The 21,841-nt window shown below is 41.4% G+C and carries 18 protein-coding genes; 11 read left to right on the top strand and 7 right to left on the bottom strand.

The genetic code is table 11. The features are described 5' to 3' along the window. Positions 1-258 precede the first annotated feature (258 nt). The 3 genes from RM553_RS15740 to RM553_RS15730 all read left to right on the top strand — a co-directional run bounded on the left by RM553_RS15740 (position 259) and on the right by RM553_RS15730 (position 4,328). Complete coding sequence (locus tag RM553_RS15740; RefSeq protein ID WP_311535907.1) at positions 259-600, top strand: hypothetical protein; 342 nt, start codon at positions 259-261, stop codon at positions 598-600. Between the two features lie 243 nt (positions 601-843). Beyond that, on the top strand, positions 844-2,415 hold the full coding sequence (locus tag RM553_RS15735; RefSeq protein ID WP_311535906.1) for a PhoX family protein: 1,572 nt from the start codon (positions 844-846) through the stop codon (positions 2,413-2,415). 80 nt (positions 2,416-2,495) lie between these two features. Next, complete coding sequence (locus RM553_RS15730) at positions 2,496-4,328, top strand: cytochrome-c peroxidase (RefSeq protein WP_311535905.1); 1,833 nt, start codon at positions 2,496-2,498, stop codon at positions 4,326-4,328. Positions 4,329-4,474: 146 nt separating this feature from the next. Here RM553_RS15730 and RM553_RS19750 read toward each other — a convergent pair whose 3' ends face one another. The 3 genes from RM553_RS19750 to RM553_RS15720 all read right to left on the bottom strand — a co-directional run bounded on the left by RM553_RS19750 (position 4,475) and on the right by RM553_RS15720 (position 6,811). After that, the gene (locus RM553_RS19750; protein ID WP_432271468.1) at positions 4,475-4,597 is read right to left on the bottom strand and encodes a hypothetical protein; all 123 of its coding nucleotides are present in this window, start codon (positions 4,595-4,597) and stop codon (positions 4,475-4,477) included. A 205-nt stretch (positions 4,598-4,802) separates the two neighbouring features. Further along, positions 4,803-6,065 (bottom strand): Nramp family divalent metal transporter, encoded by a 1,263-nt coding sequence (locus tag RM553_RS15725; RefSeq protein ID WP_311535904.1) that lies wholly within the window; start codon positions 6,063-6,065, stop codon positions 4,803-4,805. A 110-nt stretch (positions 6,066-6,175) separates the two neighbouring features. Next, positions 6,176-6,811: an alpha/beta hydrolase gene (locus RM553_RS15720; protein WP_311535903.1), complete on the bottom strand. Its 636-nt coding sequence runs from the start codon at positions 6,809-6,811 to the stop codon at positions 6,176-6,178. 46 nt (positions 6,812-6,857) lie between these two features. Between RM553_RS15720 and RM553_RS15715 the strand changes: the two genes are divergently transcribed. The 4 genes from RM553_RS15715 (at position 6,858) to RM553_RS15700 (ending at position 11,266) form a co-directional block, all read left to right on the top strand. Then, positions 6,858-7,286 carry a PaaI family thioesterase gene (locus tag RM553_RS15715; RefSeq protein WP_311535902.1) on the top strand — a complete coding sequence of 143 codons (429 nt, stop codon included), beginning with the start codon at positions 6,858-6,860 and terminating at the stop codon, positions 7,284-7,286. Continuing rightward, positions 7,279-8,442: a chorismate-binding protein gene (locus RM553_RS15710; RefSeq protein WP_311535901.1), complete on the top strand. Its 1,164-nt coding sequence runs from the start codon at positions 7,279-7,281 to the stop codon at positions 8,440-8,442. The genes RM553_RS15715 and RM553_RS15710 overlap by 8 nt, the downstream gene beginning before the upstream one ends. A 185-nt stretch (positions 8,443-8,627) precedes the next feature. After that, positions 8,628-10,361 (top strand): 2-succinyl-5-enolpyruvyl-6-hydroxy-3-cyclohexene-1-carboxylic-acid synthase, encoded by a 1,734-nt coding sequence (gene menD, locus RM553_RS15705; protein ID WP_311535900.1) that lies wholly within the window; start codon positions 8,628-8,630, stop codon positions 10,359-10,361. A gap of 65 nt (positions 10,362-10,426) precedes the next feature. Further along, entirely contained in the window at positions 10,427-11,266 is an 840-nt protein-coding gene (locus RM553_RS15700) for a CvfB family protein (RefSeq protein WP_311535899.1), read from the top strand. Here the strand turns inward: RM553_RS15700 and RM553_RS15695 are convergent. Beyond that, positions 11,263-11,718 (bottom strand): hypothetical protein, encoded by a 456-nt coding sequence (locus tag RM553_RS15695; RefSeq protein WP_311535898.1) that lies wholly within the window; start codon positions 11,716-11,718, stop codon positions 11,263-11,265. The two genes, RM553_RS15700 and RM553_RS15695, sit on opposite strands and share 4 nt — an antisense overlap. A 210-nt stretch (positions 11,719-11,928) precedes the next feature. Here RM553_RS15695 and RM553_RS15690 point away from each other — a divergent pair, with 210 nt between their 5' ends. From RM553_RS15690 to RM553_RS15675, 4 genes are all read left to right on the top strand, one after another. After that, positions 11,929-12,261 (top strand): DUF2059 domain-containing protein, encoded by a 333-nt coding sequence (locus RM553_RS15690; protein ID WP_311535897.1) that lies wholly within the window; start codon positions 11,929-11,931, stop codon positions 12,259-12,261. Positions 12,262-12,456: 195 nt separating this feature from the next. Further along, positions 12,457-13,296 (top strand): 1,4-dihydroxy-2-naphthoyl-CoA synthase, encoded by an 840-nt coding sequence (locus RM553_RS15685; protein WP_311535896.1) that lies wholly within the window; start codon positions 12,457-12,459, stop codon positions 13,294-13,296. Beyond that, complete coding sequence (locus RM553_RS15680; RefSeq protein ID WP_311535895.1) at positions 13,284-13,826, top strand: PH domain-containing protein; 543 nt, start codon at positions 13,284-13,286, stop codon at positions 13,824-13,826. Before RM553_RS15685 ends, RM553_RS15680 begins: the two co-directional genes overlap by 13 nt. After that, positions 13,804-15,315, top strand: coding sequence for a PH domain-containing protein (locus tag RM553_RS15675; RefSeq protein ID WP_311535894.1), 1,512 nt, complete (start codon positions 13,804-13,806; stop codon positions 15,313-15,315). The genes RM553_RS15680 and RM553_RS15675 overlap by 23 nt, the downstream gene beginning before the upstream one ends. A gap of 1 nt (position 15,316) precedes the next feature. Here RM553_RS15675 and RM553_RS15670 read toward each other — a convergent pair whose 3' ends face one another. From RM553_RS15670 to RM553_RS15660, 3 genes are all read right to left on the bottom strand, one after another. After that, positions 15,317-16,198 (bottom strand): alpha/beta fold hydrolase, encoded by an 882-nt coding sequence (locus RM553_RS15670; protein WP_311535893.1) that lies wholly within the window; start codon positions 16,196-16,198, stop codon positions 15,317-15,319. A gap of 192 nt (positions 16,199-16,390) precedes the next feature. Further along, the gene (locus RM553_RS15665) at positions 16,391-18,793 is read right to left on the bottom strand and encodes a thiamine pyrophosphate-dependent enzyme (RefSeq protein WP_311535892.1); all 2,403 of its coding nucleotides are present in this window, start codon (positions 18,791-18,793) and stop codon (positions 16,391-16,393) included. Positions 18,794-18,994: 201 nt separating this feature from the next. Beyond that, positions 18,995-21,808 carry a gluzincin family metallopeptidase gene (locus RM553_RS15660; protein WP_311535891.1) on the bottom strand — a complete coding sequence of 938 codons (2,814 nt, stop codon included), beginning with the start codon at positions 21,806-21,808 and terminating at the stop codon, positions 18,995-18,997. Positions 21,809-21,841 lie beyond the last annotated feature (33 nt).

Here is a 21,841-nt window from a genome sequence, read left to right as displayed (position 1 = left end):
TCTTCTTTTTTCATTATTGTGTAAATATTAGAGGCCTGAAATTACAGGCAAGATTAAAAAAATATCGGGGTTTGCAAACCCCGATATTTTCTACTTACACAGTTTTTGAGATAGTCCCAATTTTTCTGAAAATCTATGTATTTAATCTTAATATTCCCTGAAATTCTGACCGACATTTATTTTAGCAGTAGTATCTGAAATTTTTACTTAGAGTGCGCAACCTTTTTAAGGTTTTGCATCTAAATAAAAACAGCTATAATGAAGATGTTCTTCTTCCTAACTTTATGTATGCTTTTTTTCTCTTGTTCAGATGATGACTTACAAGTCTGCCCTAACGGCCTGAACGAAACCTGGTTTAATGATTTTAAAAGTGAACTTGATGACAATTGCTTCTCTGAAACCTCAATTTTCCAGGGAATTTATAACGGAGAGACGGTGTATTATCAATTAATAACAGATCCCTTAGTGAATTTTCAGGCATTTTTGAAGTTTTATAATTGCGAAGGAAATCTTGTGGCAGATTTATCTGCAGAAGGGAGCAACAATTATCTTGATGGTCCTGGGCGGGATGATGATAAAATATATACCTGCTCAGAATAACTAATATCAAAATTGGCACAAATTTAAATTCTTCTTCAGGAGAAAAAGATGTTAAATTACGTCCTGAAAGTCGTTATTACCACAACGAGTAGCATTATTTGAATTGATTCTATTTACTAACCTTCAATTAACCTTGATAACCTCAATTTGAAAATTAATTAAACTAAGGACTAATTAGCCTTAACTGTATTTGGCTTTTTCGCAGGTAGATTTGTTGAAACTAACATCAATAAATTTAATTACATGAAAACCATGCGAAAATTTACATTTAGAATTTTTCTTCTTTCAGCAGTATTCTGCTTTTTTACTTCATGTGAAGTAGAGGACGGAGCTGATGGAATAGACGGTGAACAGGGAGAACAAGGTCCGCAAGGGCCAGAGGGGCCACAAGGTGAGGCCGGGGAAGACGGAGAAGATTTTACTCCGGAACCAACAATGTTTGCCAATAAATCTGCACTGGAACCACTGGTGCTTATCAATCCTTCTTTCGGTCAGGTTAAGGCATACTCTCTTTTAAGTACTACAGATGATATTGATGGATTTCATCTTGCAGGATCTGCCGATGGTGCAGGTTTGCTTCAGGATCCCGATAGCGACGGGTATATTTACGTGGTGAATAACGAAGATCATTACGCCGTATCCAGGGTTTTCTTAGATAAGAACCTTATTCCTTATAAAGGAGACTATCTCCTCAATTCCGGGGTTGCAGATTATGCGAGGCAGTGTTCCGGGACTATGTGGGAAGCAGCCATACATGGAGGCTCTAAAGACATGTTCCTTTCAGCTTCTGAAAGTATTCATTATGATGTTAAAGGTATAGATCCTTATGTGACTACTCCAACTCCTACTGCAGATTTTGGACTTGATGCACTTGGGGAATTTTCATGGGAAAATGCGGTACCGCTTCCACAGGGGGCATTTAGCGGGAAAACCGTGATTATTGGAGGAGATGATGATTCCAGTGGTTCTGAAGGCCAGGTGAGCATGTACCTTTCTGAAAATGGTGATGCCGATCTTGAAGGTGGTAAAATATTAGTGCTTCGTTTTAAAGAAATTTCAGATGGCGCAGGTGGAACAATGCCCGTAGGTGATGATATGACATATAATGAAGGTGATCTGGATTTTCAAACCGAATACGAAGTGGAATTTGTAGAAATTCCAAATGGTGCTTCTCTTACTAATTCTGAAATGGAAAATGCCTGCCTGAATGTAAACGCTTCCCAGTTTATGAGAGTGGAAGATGTAGATTATGGGAAAGGTTCTGATGCGGCTGGAAGAAATATTTATTTTAATGTAACCGGGCGTGGTCCCGGAGCAGGAACTTATAATGACTGGGGAACAGTTTACAAACTGGTTCTAGATGAAAATGACCCAACCCAGGGAAAACTTACCCAAATCATCAGCGGGAATACAGATACCAACAATATGGATGGTAATCTTTCTGTACTACAGAGCCCGGATAATATATGTGTAACTGAAAACTTTGTGTACTTTCAGGAAGATCCCAACTCCTTTAGCAGGGGCCATAATTCCTATATCTACCAGAGTGATTTAGAGGGTAATAATATTAGTGTTGTGCTACGGCTTATTGTAGACCAGACTTTAGCTGAAGATCCCGGAACACAATTTTCAGGAGAGTTTGGTTCTTTAATCGATGTTTCTGATAAAGTTGGTGTAGATGGAACTTTCCTTCTTGCCTTACAGCCACACTATTGGCAGGATCCTTTCTTCCAGGGCATCGACGGGCATTATAATTCAGATCATGAAGATAACCAGGGATCCCAAATTGTTCTTTTACAGGGGCTTCCAAGATAATTTCTGAATTATTAAAATTTATCTAAAGGCTTCCGCATAGACGGAAGCCTGCTTTTTTCCTGAATCAACTAAGTTCTCTTATGCGTTTATCAAAACTCCTGGCATTACTTGCTGTCATTATTCTTTGTTCCTGTGATCAGTCAACTTCAGATGTATATGTTATCAACTGGGAAGGCACCAGGCAATATTACCTGAAACATCTTAAAAAAGCTAAGGAAGGCCTCAGGCAATTGGAGTCGAAAGATCCGGAAGACACCGGTAATAAAGCTTTATTTGCTGAAATTAGGAATAATTTTAAAATTGCCGAGCCCTATGCCTCTTATTTAAATCCTGAAGTTGGGCACCGTGCCAATGGTCCGGCCCTGCCGGTTTTTCGGGAAGATAATGGCAAAGTGCTCGCGCCAATCGGCCTTCAGAAAATAGAAGAAAGCATCTATGAAGGCGGCGTTGAAAAAGAACAATTTCAGCAGGAAATAAAATATACCATAGGTTTGCTGGATGTACTTCAGGAGAATATCGAAAAAAGGGAGTTAACACCAAAACGCTTTTTTGTCGCCGTTCAGCAACAGTTAATGCGGTTAATCAGCTTTTCTATGTCTAATTTCGATACTCCCATCAGCGCACAGGGAGTTAAAGATGCCGCGCTAACACTGGAAAGCTTAAGAACCATTTACAAAAACACACTGCAGACTGATATTCAGAAGAAAAAACCTGGGTTGGATGAACAGTTTTTAAAAAGTATGGATTCTGCCATAAAACAAGCCAGTGATTATTCAGGCAAAAATGAAGATTTTGACCGGTACACTTATGTACGTGATTATATAAATCCCGTATGCCGTAACTGGAAGCAAATAAGAGATGCCAGTGGGTATTGGGAAGGTTCAGAAGATTACCCTTTTAATTTTGATGCCCCTACTTTTTTTGAACCTGATTCTTTTAACCTGGGTTACTTCACCCCATCGGTTAATAAGAATCCCACACAGGAACAGGTAGATTTAGGTGAAAAATTATTTTTTGATCCTAATCTTTCTGAAGGTGGGAAAGTGTCGTGCGCATCCTGCCATATTCCGGCAAAAGCATATCAGGACGGATTGCAGACGGCAATGGACAATACGGGCAGGCCGCTGGAAAGAAATACGCCAACGCTTATAAATTCTGCTTATCAGCAAAGTTTCTTCTGGGATGGCCGTTCCCAGGACCTGCTTAGCCAGATTAACCAGGTCTTTACCAACAACAGGGAATTTAACAGCGAGGTGCATACATTTTCTAACAAAATCCTCCAGGACAGCAGTTATATCGAGCTTTTTAAGCAGACTTTCGGAAGGGTGCCGAGATCGAACAAAGAACTGGTAAAGGCTATTTCTTCTTATGTTTCTACTTTTAAAGGTTTCGATTCAAAGTTCGACAGGAATATCCGCGGAGAAGAAAATACTTTTACTGCTGAAGAAAAACACGGCTTTAATCTTTTTATGGGAAAGGCCCTTTGTGCCACCTGCCATTTTATGCCAATTACCAACGGCACTGTGCCGCCATTCTTTTCAGAAACAGAAAAAGAGGTGATTGGTGGTCCTGAAACTGCAGATAATGAACAATGGGATGATGATCCCGGCTTTTATATAATTTATAAAGAGCCCATCCATTGGGGAATGTTTAAAACGCCAACGGTTAGAAATTCAGCATTAACGGCGCCTTATATGCATAATGGTATTTATGAAAGCCTGGAACAGGTGGTGGATTTTTATAACAAAGGAGGTGGGGCAGGCCTGGGATTTGATATCCCTCATCAAACTTTGCCATTTGATGAACTAAATTTTACCGCGGAAGAAGAAAAGGCATTAGTGGCATATCTAAAAACCCTTTCTGATAAGGAAGTTTCCAATAAAGAGGAAGATATTTTAGCGGTGAACAACTAATTGTATTTTTTAGATTTTGAAAAAGATAAAAGTCTAAAATGGAAAGAGTAAAGAGAAAGATTTTTCTGCGGAAAAAAATCTATCATTCTGGATAATCAAGGCATCTTCGTCTTAATGAAAGCTCGTTAAAAAGCGGATTAGACTTTTTATTCAAGTTGATTAGATGAAGATTTCAATTTCACACCACTAATTTTTCTGCGGAAGGATTCTTTGATAAAATACAGCAGCAGGCCTGAAGCTTTTGCAATACTTAAACCATTTTCATGAATGTTGCAAATACCAATGCGTCACCAGAACGTTGCGGAGTGGCCTTAGCCAGAAGTGTTTGAGATCTTTGAAAAGAAATGTTTTCCCGGGAAGTGAGAATTTATATTCCATATTTCTTTCTATCCTGAACATAATTTACAAAGTTTAAAGCACCGGAACGGCAGCAACATGGAATTTATGTTTTATTCAAACTTGCGGGAGCATTATTTAAAAAAGCAGCGTATAAAGATAAACGCAATTGAAGAGGATTAATAGCACGAGGCACAGCAGGCTAAAGATGCGGTAGACGCGGGAAGGCCTTTCTGCTTCAGGCATTTGATTGCCGGTTACAAGTTTGTAATTGAACCAGGCGAGGAAAGGAGCGGAAAGAAAGGACAGTGCGGTGGCAAAATCGACTAAAATGGTGAAAGAAGTAGTAAAAAAGTAGAGTATAAATAATGATAAAACAGGAATTAAAAAGACGTTAAGTTTATAATTTTTCCATTTTTGCTGTGGTTTCCATTCTGTTTTTTCTTCAGCAAATACCTCAGAGATAACCCTGGGAAAAGCATCGGTAACTGCCAGTGTGGTTGAAAACATTGCGATAAAGGCCGCGATGCCTACGAGAGGTTTGCTCCATTGGCCCAGGGTCTTTCCATAAAGATCAATTAATTGACCTGAAAATTGCACCGCATTTCCAGAAAAGCCAATCCCGCTTCCAAACATGATCAATACGCCCATCAGGAAAAACAGGAGTCCGATAATTGCTGCAGCCAGGTAACCGAAATTAAAGTCGGTAAATGCTTCCTTAACAGAGGTCTTTCTTTGGTTATTTTCAGCCTTTTCCCTCGTCCATATAGAATGCCAAACGGCGGCATCCAGAGGGATAGGCATCCATCCCATAAAGGAAATAATAAAAGCAATTCCCAACTTGTTCCATACATCTGGGGATTCCACAGCCAATGCATTTTCCAGCCGTCCGTCTCCAAATGCCAAAATTACTGCAGTTAAAGTTGCCAGCCCGAGTAGGCTCACAATTATCTTCATAGTATTGTCCAGCGCGGGATATTTTCCAAAAAGCAGTAAGGCGATACACATACCAATAATAATGAAACTCCAGGTAAATGCTGTCCAGCCCATTTCAAATAAACGCTCAGCCAGGCCCGCGGTAACAATGCTAACCGCCGCCTGGATAATAAACATACTGCTAACGGTGATGGTTATAAAGGTCCAGTACGGAAATTTGCCCAATTTTTTATAACCATGGATCAAATGCCTGCCGGTGCCTGCGGCGAACCGAGGGCCGAACTCCAGAAACGGGTATTTAGTCACGCAGGCCAGGATTAAAACCCATATTAACAGGAAACCATAATCTGCACCCGCACGTGTGGCCTGTACAAGATGGGAAACGCCAATCGCTGCTCCCGCCAGTAAAAATCCCGGGCCCAGGGTGCTGAAAATGGAAGATTTAGAAGTGGAATTTTGTTTCATAAAATTTTCTACATATTTAAATCTTACCAGCGAACCTAGGAAATTTTTATGAGGAATTCTTCGATGCTGTTGCATTTCGCAATAACTTTTAAGAATACCCGTAAGTGAAATTAAGCAAATTTCGAGATCAATTCTGTATTCACTTCATGGCCGCCATCAAATGAAAGAATTTCCAATTTCTGCGGAAAAAGTTTATGAAGCCGTTTCTGTTCCACTTCAATAATTCCATGTTTCAGGTATTCGTCTTTTATTCCATAAATAAAGCTGAAGGTGGTATTTCTCAGGAAAGAAAAATCACCTGCCTTTAGTTCCTGCGGAACTTTCCCCGAGTGCATGATAAGCCTGGTACATTCAATTTTTCGGCGGGCCACCCATCGTGTGGTTACCGAAACGCCCTGGGAATATCCCAGTATGTTCAAATTTGGGGCATCGCTTAAATTTTCGGCTTTATAAACTTCATCTAAATAATTCAGTACATTCTCAATTTCTGCTTCGGTATTCTCCCTGGTAAGCCAGGAAGCGCCCACATGTTTATATTCGTTATTCAGATAATATTTAGAGGCTGCCTGCGGGGCGATAATAAAATTTTCTTCAGCATTTAAATGGCTGAAATGCCTCAGGAAATAGCGGCTTAAATATCCAATGCCATGGCAAACCACCCAAACGTTTTTTGTTCGGGAAGTAAAACTGTTCAGGACGCTGTACGTATTGGTAGCGCGGTAAGAAAGCTGCTTTTCGGTGCTCATATTTCTGATGTGGTTTCGTATTTTTACAAAGAAACCAAATATTGCTATGACCAAAGAAGAAATTCTGGAGCTTTCCAGGAAAGTGTGCAAAAATACCCTGATGGAAACGCTGGATATCGAATTCACCGAAGTTGGGAAAGATTATCTTGTCGCCAAAATGCCGGTGACCTCAAAAGTACACCAGCCAGACGGGGTGTTACATGGAGGGGCAAGTGTGGCCCTGGCAGAAAGCGTTGGCAGCATGGCGAGTTATGTATTTCTGAATACGGATGAATTTTTTATCCGCGGAATAGAAATTTCTGCCAATCACCTTAAAAGCGTTTCTGAAGGTTATGTTTTTGCAAAGGCGGAATTTATCCATAAAGGACGTACCACCCAGCTCTGGAACATCAGGATTACCGACGAGGAAGAAAACCTGATATCTTTGGTAAAACTTACCACTATAGCATTACCAAAAAAGAAGCAGCATGATTAAGGATGAATTTTTTACGGTCCTGGAGCAGCAGCTGGATAAAGGATTTCCATTTGTAGCGTATCGCAAGCCTGGGGAAAATGGAGAAAAAGAGCGAACATGGGCTTTGCTGCAAAGGGAGGCTAAAACATACTATGTAGGAGATTTTACGGAGAGCGGATTTGTTTTCGCTCCTTTTGAAGACCAGGAAAAAGCTTTAATAATTCCGGCTGAGGTTTCTGATGAAATTTCAACGGAATATTTTTTTGAAGAAGAGCATAAAAATGTGAAGATGGAAGCACCGCCTTTTCCGCCAAATCAGTTGCGAAAATTGGCACGGGTAGAGCATGAGAACCTGGTGCAGAAAGCCGTTGATGCCATTAAGGTTGGAGAATTTAGGAAAGTGGTGATTTCGAGGTCTGAGAAGGTGGAAACGCAGTTAAAGGTGGTTGAAATTTTTAAGAATATCCTTAAAAAATACGATGCGGCTTTTGTGTATTTATGGTTTCATCCCGAAACCGGCATCTGGCTGGGAGCCACGCCCGAAACTTTGGTTTCCGTAGAAAGGAACAGGTTTAAAACCATGGCCCTGGCGGGAACACAGGCTTTCCATAACACGGTAGAGGTGCAGTGGGGAGAAAAGGAGATAGAGGAACAGCAAATCGTGGCTGATTATATAGTGGGGAACCTAAAGAATTCTGAACTTATTGCCACCGAAAAACTTCAGGTATCCCAGGCTCATACCGCCAGGGCCGGAAACCTGCTTCACCTTCGAACAGATATTGAAGGGAACCTGCAGGCTGGCGCTTCAGCATTAAAACAGCTTATTGGCACATTACATCCTACTCCTGCCGTTTGCGGGCTTCCAAAGGATGTGGCCAGGGATTTCATCATAAAAAATGAAGGTTATAACCGCGAATTTTATTCCGGATTCCTGGGAGAGCTGAACGTGAAAAAGGAAACTAAGCGCAACAGCAACCGCAGGAACCAGGAAAACCAGGCCTATGCGAGTATTTCCAGGAGCACCTCCCTTTTTGTCAATTTACGATGTATGAAAATTGAAGATGGAAAGGCCAGGCTTTTTATTGGCGGTGGGATAACCAAAGATTCCAATCCTTCCCTCGAGTGGGAGGAAACCGTAAATAAATCGCATACCATGAAGGCGGTACTGGTGAAATAAGGCTTAAAGCATATTGTTCCTTTTTTAGAATTTGTAATTTTGAAAATGAAATTTAATAGTCTTCAGAGGCCTCACAGGTTTTAAAAACCTGTGAGGTTTCTCGGCGAATCGGCCATCCCAGATTTTTAATATCAAAACAGAATTTGATTTATTTGAGGTGAGGTCATCTAAAAATTTACCTGTTTGTGAAATATTCAAAAATACCAGTAGCCCGTTCTATAGTAAGCCTTTGCGTGGCGAAAAATATTAACCATGTGGTGATTTCTCCCGGCTCCAGAAATGCGCCGCTTACCATAGGTTTTACCCACCATCCCCAGATCAAGGCCTACAGCATTGTAGACGAGCGTTGTGCTGCTTTTTTTGCCCTTGGTATGGCGCAGCAACTTCAAAAACCGGTTGCGTTGGTTTGTACTTCGGGATCGGCTTTGCTCAATTATTATCCCGCGATTGCCGAAGCATTTTACAGCGATATCCCGCTGGTGGTGATTTCGGCAGACCGGCCGGTGGAGCGTATCGATATTGGCGACGGTCAAACCATCAGGCAAAAAAACGTGTTCCAGAACCATATCCTTTACTCTGCAAATCTTTATTCTGAAATCGTACTGGAGTCTGAAGCGACCGATAAAAAACTTCAGCAAAAGCAATTCGAATCCCAGCGCCACAATGAACGGGAAGTAAATCTCGCCCTTAACAAAGCCATAGAGGAGAAGGGGCCGGTGCATATAAACGTTCCTTTTTATGAACCGCTTTACGATCTTGTTGAAAACGTAGAGGTGAATCCGCTGCAGATTCTTCCTGAAGTTAAGGAAAGAACATATAGCGAAAACCAGTTGCGCGCCTATGCCGATTTGTGGAATAAGGCAAAGCGAAAAATGGTTATTGTTGGTGTTGCCCAGCCAAATATCGTAGAACAGCAGTTTTTAGAAAAGCTTGCGCAGGACGGGTCGGTTATCGTGTTTACCGAAACCACCTCCAATTTAAACCACCCCGAATTTTTTACCCGGATAGACACCATTATAGGCCCTATTGAAAAAGATGAAGACCGGGAAGCGCTTTTCAGGAAACTTCAGCCGGAAATACTACTCACCTTTGGCGGGATGATTGTCTCTAAAAAAATCAAGGCCTTCCTGCGAAATTACAATCCGCAGCAACACTGGCATATAGATACTAAAAAGGCATACAATACATTTTTTTGTCTTAATAAACACTTTGAGGTTTCGGTAAATTCTTTTTTCAGCAATTTCTTTCCGCTAACAAAAAAGGTGGAAAGCGAATATGCCGGTTTCTGGAAAGGCGTAAAACAGAAGCGACAGGCACGGCATGAAGAATATATGGATGAAATCCCGTATTCCGACTTAAAAGCTATGCAGTATATCGTTCCCAAAGTGCCGGAAAATTATATCCTGCACCTGGGGAACAGTTCCACCATTCGCTATGCGCAATTATTTAAATGGAAGGAAAGCCTGCGTATTTTTTGCAATCGCGGCACCAGCGGGATAGACGGCAGTATTTCTACCGCGGTGGGCGCCGCGAGCATAAAAGGAGAACCAACCCTTATGATTTCCGGGGATTTGAGTTTTTTCTACGACAGCAATGCCTTGTGGAACAATTATATCCCTTCAAATTTCAGGATTATCGTGCTGAACAATGGCGGCGGCGGAATCTTCAGGATTCTCCCCGGCAATAAGAATACAGAGAATTTTGATACCTATTTTGAGACCACCCATAACCTGAAGGCAAAGTCCCTCTGCGAAATGTACAATTTCGAGTATGAGCAGGCATCTTCTTCCGAAGAAACCGAAGCGGTGATGCAGCATTTCTTTGATGCTTCGCAAAAGCCGAAATTGCTGGAAATATTTACGCCGCGAAAACTAAATGATGAAGTGCTGCTGGAGTATTTTAGTTTTATGCGGGGATAATACGAGCAAATATCTTTTCCTTTAGGTTGAAAATATAAGTTACCTTTGCCCTTTAAACTGAAGTTATGCTTAGAATTGGCGAATATCATGTACTGACGATCGACAGGGAAACCGAGCCCGGCCTCTTCCTGCGCAATGAGGAGGGAGACGAGGTTTTGCTGCCAAATAAGTATATTCCTGAAGAGTATGAGCTGGAGGACGAAATAAAGGTTTTTGTGTACCTTGACCATGAAGAACGTCCCGTGGCCACTACCTTGAACCCTCTTATAAAGCTTGATGAATTCGCTTTGCTAAAATGCGTTGAGGTTACCGATTTTGGTGCTTTTTTAGACTGGGGCCTGGAAAAACACCTTTTTGTGCCTTTTAAGGAGCAGGTTTATCCCATGAAAATTGGCAACCGGTATCTGGTGTTTTGTTACCTGGACCTGGAGACCGAGAGGCTGGTTGCTTCCAGCAAGGTGCACGCGTTTTTAGACAATTCTGAATTGACCGTGGAGCCTTTTGAAGAAGTAGACCTCATTATAAGCAACAAGACCGACCTGGGCTATAACGTAATTGTGAACGAACTGCACCTGGGCCTTATTTACAATGATGATATTTTTCAAAAGCTGAATATTGGGGACAGGATGAAAGGTTTTATAAAGAAAACCAGGCCCGACGGCAAAATTGATGTTACCCTGCAGCGGCCCGGTTACCGTAGTATAGAACCCAATGCCGAAACCATATTGGCAGAGTTAAAGCGCAATAATGGTTATTTGCGGTTAACAGATAAATCCAGTCCTGTAGAAATTCAGCGGGTACTGGAAATGAGCAAAAAGAGCTTTAAAAAAGCTGCCGGTACGCTGTATAAGCAACGCCTTATCGATATTAGGGAAGACGGGATACATCTTCAGCAAAAATCCTAGAAATAAATCCTGCGGTAATTGGAGTAATGCCTGCTGGAAGGATTGCCGTACCGAAGAGAATTCTGGTTGCCAAAGCCCCGGGAATAGGGGTAGTAGGAATTCCTGGAAAAATCATCCCGCGCATAATCGGTATCCCCGCTAACTTCTATGGCTTTCTTCTTTTTCTCCGGAAACCTGAAATCGATCTCTACCGTGGGCTCCCTTTCATTCTTTTTACGTGCAAGCACCGCTTTTAAATCTACCGTCCTTCGCTCGTAAGGGTCTTTATTTATAAATTCCCCGCTGGGCAGGCTGAATTGTTTTTCTTCCACCCAACTAAATGCAACATCCATAAGGGCTGAAGAGATATTACGGTTGGAAATCTCAAAATCTTCACGGTCCCAGTATTCCTGGGCTTCAAGATTAAAAATTCCGGCAAGGAAAAAAATGAGAAAAAGAAAGCGCAATTTCATACTTCAGTTTTAGGAAACTTATCAAAAAGGATGCTAGAACGAGGTAAAGATAAAATTTTGTGGTATAAAAAGATGGAACTTCAGCATATAATCCCTCCAAAAGTTTATTTTCGCCTTAAATGTTTAACTTAAAATTAATAAAAATGAAAAACATTATTCTTTCTGCCCTGCTCATGCTGGCGGGTTTATGGGTTTTCCCAGGAAAACAGTATGGAAGATAAAGCCGTACATTTAATTAAACTCACCTCGGGTCAGCAATTTGAAGTTTTAGCTGAACCTATGCTGAATATGATTCCGGAAGAAAATCGTGAAGCTTTTAAAAAAGAATTACTGGCGAGCATGGATGATCTTTACACGCAAATCGCACAGGTGTATGTAGAAAATTTCACTGAAGAAGAAATTGATGAAATCCTTGCTTTTTACGACACTCCCGTAGGAAAGAAAATGGTGGAAACCACCCCGGAACTTACCAAAAAAGGAATGGAGATAGGGCAGCAGTGGGGTATGAAATTGCAGCCAATGATCGCTAAATATTCTAAATAATTAAGAAAAGGCAATTTTAAAAGTCTTTTGAAATCTGTGGACTCGAGCGCACGCGAGAGGTGCTTATAAGAAAAAATGCATTAAAGCCTTCCCGGCTGCGCTCGAAATTTCACATTTTAATTTAAAGCGGCCTCTTTTTGGCTGTGCTTTTCTGAAATTGGCAGAAAGCTTTACTTTTACTTCAAAACTATAAGAATGGCAAAAATTGATTGGAAGACCGCAAAGGAGTACGAAGATATTACCTATAAAAAATCTAATGGTGTTGCCCGTATCGCATTTAATCGGCCCGATGTAAGGAACGCCTTCAGGCCCAGAACCACCAGTGAGCTTTACGATGCTTTTTACGAAGCGCAGGAAGACACTTCTATTGGAGTGGTGCTGTTATCTGCGGAAGGCCCATCAACTAAAGATGGGGTTTATTCTTTTTGCAGCGGGGGCGATCAAAAGGCCCGTGGACACCAGGGATATGTAGGTGAAGATGGGATGCACCGCCTGAATATCCTGGAAGTGCAACGCCTTATAAGGTTTATGCCAAAAGCCGTGCTTGCCGTGGTTCCCGGCTGGGCAGTTGGAGGCGGGCATAGCCTGCACGTGGTGTGCGACCTCACCCTTGCCAGTAAGGAACATGCTATCTTTAAACAAACTGATGCCGATGTAACCAGTTTTGACGGGGGCTATGGATCGGCTTACCTGGCAAAAATGGTAGGGCAGAAAAAGGCGCGGGAAATATTTTTCCTCGGAAGAAATTATTCTGCGCAGGAAGCTTTTGAAATGGGAATGGTCAACAAAGTGGTGCCGCATGATGAGCTTGAAGATACCGCTTATGAATGGGCGCAGGAAATACTGGCAAAGTCGCCTACTTCCATAAAAATGCTGAAATTCGCAATGAACCTTACCGACGATGGGATGGTGGGGCAACAGGTATTTGCAGGAGAGGCCACCAGGCTGGCTTATATGACGGATGAAGCCAAAGAAGGCCGGAATGCTTTCCTGGAGAAAAGAAAACCTAACTTTGAAAAAAAATGGATTCCGTAGATCAAAAAGAATCCTTTCAAAATAGCATTATTGCACTGGAAACTTTGCCCAGGTTCCAGGAAGTTTCCTATAATCCCATTTCCAGAAAACTGCTCAGCAAGCATCTTATTCAAATTAGTATATGGTTGCTGGCAGTTGCTGCTTTTTGTGTTTTCCTGTTTTACAATCAACAGGAAGATAGATTAACCGCGGGATTTGCCATTGGCGCTTTTGTAATTTTCAGTTTTCTTTATTTCAATGCCTGGAAAATGCAGAAGGTTTATGGCTACTGCCTGCGCGAAAAGGATATTATCTACAGGCGGGGCTATATTGTTTCCAAAACCACGGTGATTTCCTTTAACCGTATTCAGCATGTTTCCATTTCCAGGGGTGTACTGGATAAGATATTTAAACTTTCCACTCTTAAAATATTTACAGCGGGAGGCAGCGGCAGCGATATTTCCATTCCCGGCCTTAAACCTGAACTTGCAAGGGACCTTAAGGAAGCATTGGTTCAGAAAATATCAGATGATGAGGGAGGAAAATTTTAGTACTCCGCAGCGGCAGTCTTCCGCGGGAATATTGCTGATTTTTTCCGGGGTGCTCTATAAACTTTTCAGGATGTTTTGGGCATTGCTTTTTTACTTTCTGCTTAAACAGCCTTCAGAAATCCCACTCGCTTACGTTAGCACCGGCTTTGCCGTTGTCTTGCTTGGAATTGTACTTTACAGTTATTTCAGCTACAGGAATTTCCAGTTTCATATAGATTATGGCAAGGAGGAATTTATCCTTCGGAAAGGCGTATTATCTTCAGATTTAATAGCCATTCCCTTTGATAAGATTCAGCAGGTAAATTCAGAAAGGGGAATTTTAGAGCGCATCATTGGGGTGTATTCTCTGGTAATCGATACTGCAGGAAGCGCAGCTAAAGAAGTTAAAATAAAGGCTATTAACCGGAAGGATGCTGAAGCGCTTTCCGAAATTTTACTTAGCGGAAAGGAAGATAAGGATGTTGCTGCTATGGAATCACAGCAGGAACAGACGAAAGAAGCTTATGTCTGGGAGTACAGGCTAAGTTTAGCCACTTTGTTAAAAATTGGTTTAAGCTCAAATTTCTTCAGGGGCATTGGACTGATCCTGGCATTTTTCAGCACTATTTTTAATGAACTAAACAACGTTTTTAAGGAAGAAAAAGATATGTTTTTGGAAGAAGCGGGCAAAGTAGCTTTACCTTCTGGTTCAGCTTTTTTTTATGCCAGCCTTTTTTTAATTCTTCTTTTGTTCAGTATTTTAATTACGGTAGCTGAAGTTTTTATCAAATATTACAACCTTAACCTGAAGCAAACTAAAGAGCGCCTGCTTTTGGAAATGGGGCTTCGTACCAATACAAAGGTAGGGCTGCAGCCGCGAAGGGTCCAGATATTAGGCATTACCACTAATCCTATACAACGAAAACTGGATTTATATGAAGCAAAGATCAGCCTGGCCAGCAGCAGCCGCAATAAAAAGAAAAAAAGTAAAGTCACTATTCCCGGGCTTACGGGAGAAGCAGCTTTCAGGGTAAAAAACTTTTTGTACAATAAAAGGGAAGAAGAAAGTATTGCTTCTTATCAGCCTCATATTGTGGATTTTTTCCGAAGAATAAATTTAAGCCTCATTCCCTTAATTTTGAGCCTGATAATCCCATTTGCACTACCGGAAGTGACCTTTAGGGAATGGGGAATATTGTCCGCTCTTTATTTTGTAATGATCAGCGGGTATAATTTCTTAAGTTATAAAGCCCTAAAGCTGGAATTTACGGAAGATTTTCTTGTGAAATCTTACGGGGTATGGGATAAAACAACTCAAACTACAGAGCTTTACAAGCTACAGGCAATAAGTGTAAAAAGGCCGTTTTGGTATAGAAGGCGGGGCCTTGTAAATTTAATTTTCCATACCGCCGGAGGAGATATCTCCTTCCGCGCAGTAGATGAAGAGGTGCTTGTATTTATGAATTACAGCCTTTATAAAGTAGAAAGTTCCAGATTTTCCTGGATGTAAATTAATAGGCTTTTCCTGCAAGGGCATCTATCTTTTTAGCTATTTCTTCCCATGCTTCTTCCTGAAGAAAGTGGCGGGAGGAGAGAAGTGTCATTTCATCCAAATCTGCTTCTTTCTCTATTTCCCTGCCATATCGGTCATACGTTAGCCCCGGGTCGTCTTTTCCCCAAATGGCCTGAACGGGATAAGTAGTGTTTTGTACCGCCTGTAGACATGACTCGCGGAATTGGGGAGAATTGGCGAAATTGCGCATGATTTTTAAAAACGCTTTCCCGTTGTCTTCACGCTTGAGCAAATCTACATAAGCTTTAATTTCTTCACCTGGAATAGCGGAAGCATTGGAAACTCCCAGGGTAGAAAACATGACCGGCCAGGTATTGCGGGTGAGCATTTTTAATTCGGCTTCGCCTAAAACCTTCTTCTCAAAAGGCCTCATTGGTAAAGGCTTTTTAAAGTTCACAACATCTACCCAGGTGTTAAGGATGGTAAGGGAAAGTACTTTTTCAAGGTTTTTGGCTGCAAGCGCGAAACCTATTGGGCCCCCAATATCATGCACCACAAGATGAAATTTTGCTATTTTAAGTTCCTGTATTGCCTGGGAAAGAAAATCTGCAAACCCGGGAAAACTGTAATTAAAATCTTCCGGCCTGGCAGAAAGTCCGAGACCAGGCAGGTCTATAGAAATCGCCCTATAATCTTTTTCAGCTAAAGATTTCAGTACTTTTCGGTACAAAAATGACGAAGTGGGAACGCCGTGGATGCAAATTATGGCTTCACCTTCTCCGTAGTCTAAGGCAAATGTACGAATGCCATTTACTTCAAAATACTTTCCTGACCTCTCATGTTTATCAATTGTTTCCAATATTTTATCATCCTGTGACATAATCTTCTTTTATGATTTTTCTCCTTTAATTTAGCATTACTGTCCTAGAGAATGCTAATAAAAGTTGATAATAAAAGGTTAAAAGGGGAATAATCAATATCGGGTTAAATGGAATCTGCTCATAAAAATTATAAATAGAAACCCGAACCTGCAGGAGGGACGGGCTTTACAATTTTACGATAGGTCAAATTACTATCTGAGTTTAGGGAATTTCGCCGGATTGGTCTCATGCATAATGGCATAGACTTTTTCAAAAATATCTTCCGCAGAAGGTTTGGAGAAATAATCCCCATCCGATCCATAGGCAGGACGGTGTTCCCTGGCTGTAAGCGTTTGGGGCTTGCTGTCCAGAAAACGGTAAGCATTCTGCTCTTCCAGCACTTTTTGTAAAATATATGCCGAAGCGCCTCCCGGAACATCTTCGTCTATAACAAGTAAGCGGTTTGTTTTCTCCACACTTTTTACAATGTCATGGTTTAAATCAAAAGGAAGTAAAGACTGTACATCAATAACTTCAGCATTAATACCATATTCCTCCAGTTCCTGAGCAGTTTGTTCTACGATACGTAGCGTGGAACCATAAGAAACAAGAGTAATATCTCTTCCTTCCTTCAAAGTTTCTGTAACACCCACTGGTGTTTTAAATTCTCCCAGGTTGGTTGGCAACTTTTCTTTTAACCTGTAACCGTTCAGGCATTCAATAACCAGCGCCGGGGTGTCAATTTCCAGCAACGTATTGTAAAATCCTGCTGCCTTGGTCATGTTACGGGGAACAAGTATATACATTCCCCTTAGCAAATTGATCAATCCCCCCAATTGTGAGCCGCTATGCCAGATACCTTCCAGGCGGTGGCCACGGGTTCTTACAATGAGTGGTGCTTTTTGTTTTCCTTTTGTGCGGTAGTGAAGGGTGGCGAGGTCGTCACTCATGGTTTGCAGGGCATACATCACATAATCAAGATACTGGATCTCAGCAATAGGGCGCAGTCCGCGCATTGCCATTCCTATACCCTGTCCCAGGATAGTGGCTTCCCTTATTCCTGTATCGGCTACTCTTAGTTTCCCGTGCTTTGCCTGTAATCCTTCCAATCCCTGGTTAACATCCCCAATCTCGCCGGTATCTTCGCCAAAGATCAACGTCTCCGGGCGGTTAGAGAAAATAGTATCAAAATTGTCCCTGAGAATAACACGGGCATCTACTTCAGGAGCATTTGGATCATATTCCGGCGCTACTTCCCGAAATCTGGAATCATTTTCCTGGTAAAGATGGCTGCTATATTCTTCATGGGTTTCTTCGGTGTATTCTTCCAGCCATTTTAAAAGTTCCTGCTTTTCAGCGGAATTTTCTCCCAAAAGGTATCGAAGTGCTTTTCTTGCTGTAGAGATCACATCCTTCTTCAGCGCTTCCCTGGAAGAGGCCAGCTCATTCTTCAGTTTTATAATAAAATTCTTATTGGAACTTTGTCCTGCAGCTTTGGTTAACAGCTGTATTAATTCTTTCTGTTTTTTTCTGGCAGGGAGAAGGTAATTGTTCCAGGCTTCTTTTTTGCCTTCCCTTACTTCTTTCTTTATCTCTTTCTCGAGCTGGTCCAGTTCTTCTGCGGAAGAAAAATTATTTTCTATAATCCATTCCCGGAATTTAACATTACAGTCATATTCCTTTTCCCAGCCCAACCTTTCTTCACTTTTATAGCGTTCATGAGACCCTGAAGTGGAATGGCCCTGCGGTTGCGTAAGCTCCACTACATGTATCAACACAGGGCAATGCTCCTTTCGGGCAATTTTGGCGGCATTTTCATAGGCTTCCACAAGGGCGACATAATCCCAGCCGTTTACCACAATTATTTCAATCCCTTTCTCGTCTTCGTTGCGCTGGAAGCCTTTCAGGATTTTTGAAATGCTCTCTTTAGTAGTTTGATGCCTCGCATGTACAGAAATTCCATATTCATCATCCCAAACGCTCATTACCAGTGGAACCTGCATCACACCGGCCGCGTTTATAGCTTCCCAAAAATGGCCTTCACTGGTACTGGCATTGCCTATTGTTCCCCAGGCTATTTCGTTTCCATTGTCTGAGAATTTTTCAGCATCAATCCCCTCAACGTTTCGGTAAATTTTTGAAGCCTGTGCCAGGCCCAATAATCTGGGCATTTGTCCTGCCGTGGGAGAAATATCTGAACTGGAATTTTTTTGTTTCATCAAATTTTTCCAGGAACCGTCTTCATTTAAGTTATGTGTGGTGAAATGCCCACCCATTTGCCTTCCGGCAGACATGGGCTCGTTTTCTATATTGGTGTCGGCGTAAAGACCGGCAAAAAACTGCTGGATTGTAAGTTCATCAATAGCCATCATAAAGGTTTGATCACGATAGTAACCCGACCTGAAATCTCCATTTTTAAAAGCTTTGGCCATGGCTAGCTGCGGTACCTCCTTGCCATCCCCAAAAATTCCAAACTTTGCTTTACCGGTAAGCACTTCCCGTCTTCCCAGGATACTGCATTCCCTGCTGGTAACAGCAATTTTGTAGTCTTTAAGGACCTGCGCCTTAAAATCTTCAAAGGATATGGAATCTTTTGTCTGTATTTCGCTGTGCATGAACTTGGTTTTGAATAAATACAAATGTAGCGAAAACAATGATTATATACAATTCATAAATTTTGAGTTATTTTAGCTTTTCTGTATCTGAAACTGCTAATTTTTAATTAATAAAAAATTAACTTCTCCGTAACAGGAGAATTTTTGAGAATAATTCAATGGCTAAAAAGAGGGTAAGATGAAACCGTAAAGCTCCTAAGCTTAATACCACCTTCTGGTAAAGAGTTTAATTAAGGTATTAATATCCAGGGAAACGATAAAACGAATTTTTTGGTCGTAATTAGGTTGTGCAATTTCCCAGCCTAAATTGGAGTAAACAGGGAAGAAAACCTCAAAATAATCGGCTACAAGGCTTACCCGTATTCCTGAATCGTACATGAATTTTGGTTGGAGAAACTGGTTTTTTACGAGTCCAACATCGCCATAAGCATAGATCCAGTTCCAGATGTTGGTGCTACCGTTAAGAGTGGTCATCCATTGATTGGCAAATGCAGGCTTCAGCTGGGATTTAAATCCCCCTTCAGCTACAATAATTTGTTGGCTGAATAGTCCGCTGCCCTGGCTTCTTCCGTAGTAATTATAGTCGAAGAGGTAATCTGTAGGCCGGTCTAAGGCAAAGCTGAAATAATCGGTATTTTGAACATCGTTGTAAAGAAAAGTTCCTGCGAACAGGCGAAGGTTGACCTGGCGGTTGTTCTTAAACAATTTCCGGTATTCCAGGCTAAGCGAAATTTTACTGAACTTCTCTGCCAGCTGGTAATCTACAGAGCCGGAATAGTAATCTACAATATTCGGATTCCTGTAAGTGTATTTTACGTTAAATACGTTATAATCTGGCTGCTCCACAGGGTCTATAGGGTTAACATCCCGTTGTACCCCTACGTTTCTAATTGTTAGATACTGCCTCTCATTACTCCTAAGATATTCATCCCTGAAGGCAAAAACCATAAAGGGAGTAAATTTCTCATAAAACAAATTATAGCCATAGGAAAAACGTGTTCCGCCAATCCCGTAGCTTACGGCATACAATTTTTGATTATCGTACTGGTGGGTGTAAGAGACGGAGGCCGATCCTACAATAGTTTCGCTGCCAAAAGCATACTTTGGGGAAATTTTATAATTCAGGTTCTTGTTGAGAAAGGTGCTGTTGTAGAGCTTTGGGCCTATGGAAATCCCGTCATAAAGATTATAATCAAACTCCGGCATAAAAAATAACTGGCTGTACCTTGGGTCTTCCACATCCTGCAAAAGCCGGAATTGTAGTGGTTTATCCAGTAATTTCGTTACGCCTTCATAATTGTTCCTCTGGTTGACTTCAGGAATTTTTTGCTCATAATTAAGTGCCACCCGCTTCACGTCTTTCCGCGGAATTTTCACCTCTTTTAATTTTCCAAATCCATCTACCCAGGTTTTATATACAACTTTTCCTTCGTCAAGCCCATAAACTGAGACAGGCATGGCAGTATTGCGTCTGTCCCTGACTGTCACTATAAGAGAATCACCTTCCCTTTTTACCTTTTTTATGGAAAAATCTATTTTTTTATTGGTGTTCACGTAATCTTCAAAAAACCATTCAAGGTCTTTTGAAGCATTTTGCTGAAGAAGATTTTTGAAACTTTCCTGGGTCGTAGGCTGGAGTTTATACTCCTGGTAAAATTCGTGGATGGATTCCTTCACTGCATCTGTTCCCAGGTAATCGTCCACATATTCCAAACCTATTCCCGCTTTATACGCGTTTGCAATATTCTTGTTGAATTTTATAAGGGAGTCCTGCTGAGTGTTTAAAGCCTGGTCCAGGTTCATCCTGGCCATATTCATATACAGCAATTGATACTGGTCATTAAACTCCAGATCGGCGGCATGAAACCATCTAATCCCAAAAACGTCACTAAGGTTTCCAATAAGTTTCATCTTTGGATAATAGGTATCCACATAATCCATCATAAGCGAGACGAGAATGGCATCTTTTACCCATTGATCCCTGCGCGGGTCGAGCAACAGAGTGTTCTGTAAATAATTGTAGGTGATGGTTTTGAATTGTTTCAGGTCATACTGAAAGCCATCAGGAAACGGACGGATAAAACCGGGCAATTGGTTTAGTCCATATATTGGACTATTTTGATAATCTTCCCTGGTAATGAAAATGTTGTTATGAGGGTATTCTCCTAATCTTGTATCCAGGTACTGAAGGATGCGCTTAAGAATAATAGCTTTTACTTCCGGCTGGAGATCGTCATCTTCCAGATCTGTGATTACCTCGTGAGAGTAGGCATAAAGATCTTCAAAAACAAAGGACTGGGTAAGATATAGTTTGGATTCTACCCGGTCTTCGCCAACCATCCGGACAAATTTCTTCCCGTTTTCGGTAGAAATGTTAAGGGTATTTAGGCCTGAAGCGGCATAATAGGAGGAGGGGATTTCAAGATTAAGCTCAATATTTGCCGGCGGGGTATAATCCAGCCCGAGATTTTGATGGCTGTAGAGGCGCCATCCATCCTCCCTGTAAACGGCAGGAGTGATATACCAGTAGCGCATCTTGTAATTGCCCTGGGAATCTTTGCCATACCTGGTAAAACGATCTGAAGGTACTTTAATGGCATAATTAAGATTCAGGGTAAATTTATCACCGGGAGCGATACTTTCTTTGGGCTTAATTTTAATTAAATCAACCCTCTGAGGCACCCGTGTCCATCCAATGGAATCACCCTGTTTATCTGCGATTTCATTTATTACCGTTCCACCGCGTTCCTGTGCGCTTGCAAAATGGAATTTCCTTACAAATTCTTCTGAAAACCGCTTCCCCAGATAACTGCTTTTACTGCTGAAGGCGTTTATCCAGTCATTCAGGAATATTTCAGAAAGCGTGTCCTTACTCTTATTCTCATAAACAATTTCCTGCTGAATATAAATTGTATCTGTTTTCGCATCCAGCCTGGCATGCACGGAGATGCCGTTCTGCCCAAAACTAAAAGCGGTAAGCGTAAGAAAGAAGCAGGAAAAGAGAAAATATTTCAAGTTAACAATGGAGATTTAGATAAGATACAATCC

Origin of the sequence: Autumnicola tepida (assembly GCF_031846485.1) — a bacterium.
GTDB classification, from domain to species: Bacteria; Bacteroidota; Bacteroidia; order Flavobacteriales; family Flavobacteriaceae; genus Autumnicola; species Autumnicola tepida.
Note: the sequence above shows the minus strand (reverse complement) of the source record. Positions and strands in the feature narration are given on the sequence as shown.